At 28.8% G+C, this 2,976-nt stretch carries 4 protein-coding genes and 1 pseudogene; 1 reads left to right on the forward strand and 4 read right to left on the reverse strand.

The window, feature by feature from the left end:
• Positions 1-111 precede the first annotated feature (111 nt).
• The gene (locus CLTEP_RS13650) at positions 112-480 is read left to right on the forward strand and encodes a hypothetical protein (RefSeq protein WP_066827613.1); all 369 of its coding nucleotides are present in this window, start codon (positions 112-114) and stop codon (positions 478-480) included.
• A 212-nt stretch (positions 481-692) separates the two neighbouring features.
• Here CLTEP_RS13650 and CLTEP_RS13655 read toward each other — a convergent pair whose 3' ends face one another.
• The 4 genes and pseudogenes from CLTEP_RS13655 to CLTEP_RS14995 all read right to left on the reverse strand — a co-directional run.
• The gene (locus CLTEP_RS13655) at positions 693-1,250 is read right to left on the reverse strand and encodes a DNA-3-methyladenine glycosylase I (protein WP_201786622.1); all 558 of its coding nucleotides are present in this window, start codon (positions 1,248-1,250) and stop codon (positions 693-695) included.
• A 142-nt stretch (positions 1,251-1,392) separates the two neighbouring features.
• Entirely contained in the window at positions 1,393-1,797 is a 405-nt protein-coding gene (locus CLTEP_RS13660) for a pyridoxamine 5'-phosphate oxidase family protein (protein WP_066827615.1), read from the reverse strand.
• Between the two features lie 150 nt (positions 1,798-1,947).
• The gene (locus CLTEP_RS13665; protein WP_066827617.1) at positions 1,948-2,496 is read right to left on the reverse strand and encodes a hypothetical protein; all 549 of its coding nucleotides are present in this window, start codon (positions 2,494-2,496) and stop codon (positions 1,948-1,950) included.
• 282 nt (positions 2,497-2,778) lie between these two features.
• Positions 2,779-2,976 (reverse strand): annotated as a pseudogene (locus tag CLTEP_RS14995) (IS701 family transposase); the annotation flags it as partial.

Here is a 2,976-nt window from a genome sequence, read left to right on the forward strand (position 1 = left end):
AATTAGCTATATAATTTTGGTAATAATCAGAGGTTGGGACGACCTTGTTAGCTTGGGTAAACTTGCTCCATTGGGAGTATTGACCAAGAAGCCCCCACTTCAACGAAGTAAGTGGAGGGTAGTTCACTATCCACTCCAAACAATGGAAGTCAATTAGCAAATATAGCTTCAAAATTTTCTTCGATTTTTGTTAATATTTTTAAAACGTTAGAATCGCTAAAACCTGAAAACATAGAAAATTTAAACTTAAAACATATAGAATCTATTGAAATAGGAGCAATTGCTGGCAATAAAAATAATTTGCTTCTAGGAAAATTATTGAAAACTGAAAATGATGGTAGAGTCCATGTTAATTCTGTAAAATATAAAGAACTAAAAGACTTTATTGTTGTTCCTTATAGCCATAAAGAAATTCACCATAAATACGAAATTGCAAAATTAGTAAGTATTTTTATCGAAAATGGTAAATTTGAAACATAAGGCATTTTCAAAAAAATAACTAGTCAGTATGCTAGTCTATTTTGCGAACTACTTCATCGTCGGAACCCGTTGATAGGACCTACTATCAGCTGAACCCAACTCTTTGTATTTCACAAAATATACGTCACATCTTTGACTTGTTATTTTCTTTCAAATGCCTAAAGTCTTAATGAACCGAACCACTAAACCCGTCCCTATTCTTCCTATTTTTCTTAATCCCCATGCATAAAGCAATCTATAGTATGATCGTTTACCATTCCTACTGCTTGCATAAATGAATAGCAAATAGTAGGTCCAACAAATTTAAACCCTCTTCTTTTTAAGTCCTTACTCATATTACACGCTTCATCCGTAGTAACAGGTACATCTTCTAAATTAACCCATTTATTTTTTATAGTATTATATCCTACAAATTGCCAAATATATTTATCAAAACTTCCAAATTCCTCTTGAATCTTTATAAATTGCTTAGCATTATTAATGGCAGCTTCTATCTTTCGCCTATTTCTCACTATTCCCTTATTCAACAATAGCTCATTTATCTTTTCTTCATCATATTTAGAAACTTTCTGTACATCAAAGTTATCAAAGGCTTCTCTATAATTTTCTCTTTTTTTAAGAATTGTTATCCAACTTAGTCCAGCTTGTGCACCTTCTAATATTAAAAACTCAAACAACTTTCTATCGTCATGTACTGGAACACCCCATTCCTTATCATGATACTCAATATATATAGGATCTTCGCTCACCCATTTGCAACGCTTTATCAATATTAGCTCACTCCTCAAATATATGTGTTTTATATATAATTATTAGACCGAAATCGAATTAAAAACCTTTCTACCAATAGACATTAATTAGTTCTTGAAATTCCTAAACCAAACCTTATTTTCTGCTTACAAACGATATCTACTACTTACTATTATCATAATACTTTCTATACGCACGTCCATTTTCAAAATCTAAAAACTCTCTGAAAGGCTTCCCATTTTCATATTTCCATGCCGTAATAAACTTTGGCTCAACCTCTATAACCACTTCATTTCTCATATGAGAATATGCATTGAAAGATCCCTCATGCTCTTTTCTAAAAACTTCAATAAAATTTTTATTCTTTTCTTCAAAAGGGTGACCTTTTATTTTTGCATATCCTTCAACTTGAAAATTGTCAACACACAATGCAACATTAGGATTATGCTTGATTTGATCATACTTTAAAAAAGTTTTATCTGTTTGAAAATATATTTTTGAATTTACTAAAATACAACTTACACTTCTTGCTGTAACTCTATTATTTTTACTTGTCGCAAGCACCATAAATTTTTTATACTAACTAATTCGTCAAATTCTTTTTTTAATGCATCAAATTCCATTACTTCACAATGCATACCTTCCAACTCCATTCATGTAAACTCTGCTCAGTTGCTAATGCTAAAATAGTGGCTTCTTAGTTAAAAAAATTTTATTTTATAAACCAACTAAAGTTTCAGACGGATTATTGTCCTCTGTTGAATATACTGTAAAACTCGGTTTCTCTAACACAAATTCTCTCAAATCTTCTATTGATTTTTCAGATTTAATTATTCCTAAGCTGTCCCCAATTTCTTTTTGTATTTTAATATAGTTAGGTATATATTCTATCCTCTCCTTTTCTAGAGAAGGAATTACTTCCATCATTCTATTTATGTCTCCATTACCTGAAAACTTTAGTATGTCCAACCAAAATGGATAATAAATAATCAAAGAAAGTAACTCATTAAAAGAATTAGCAATTTTTCCTGCTTGACCTTCAGAACTAACATATACTATTGGTGATTTTTCTTCATTCATATCTTTTATCACAGAATAAACTCCACCTGAACCATCAGTTGCCAGAATCGTTAATTTCTCTTTAGCATAAAACCCATATTCTTCTGTATTGTTTGAAGGACTACACAATATAAAATCGCAATAGTCCTCAAGCATATTCTTAATACTCTCTTTATTATTAATTTCTAAATATAATTTAGGTAACATATAGCTCACTCCCTATGTAAATAAAAATCTTTTTAAACAATTGCAAATAATTTATTTTCTTTATAAAATGATTTGAACAATTCATATGCCACATCAAGTTTTGATTTCCTTACATATATTTATTAACTTATTAGTTATGCATTTATTATCTAAAGAATAATCTAAATTAAATAAAGTGTAAATATCATTTAAAAATTTATCATGCGTTGTATTATCTATATTAGTTACTATAAATGAGAAAATTTAGATACAAATTTTTACAATAGATATTTACACTACGCCTTATGCTACTTTCATGGTTTTAAAAACAGTTTCAATAGGAATATTATTTTTAGCACATTCATAAATCCATAGAATATTACCTTTTTTGACTTCATTTCTGCAAATTAATAATCCTTTACTAAAAGAATTATTAGCATTTTCAAGAGTTGAGCAGTAAATATAAGTTAAAGATATTAATACCAATAGTCTATCAATAGA

The organism is Clostridium tepidiprofundi DSM 19306 (genome assembly GCF_001594005.1).
GTDB classification, from domain to species: domain Bacteria; phylum Bacillota; class Clostridia; order Clostridiales; family Clostridiaceae; genus Clostridium_AC; species Clostridium_AC tepidiprofundi.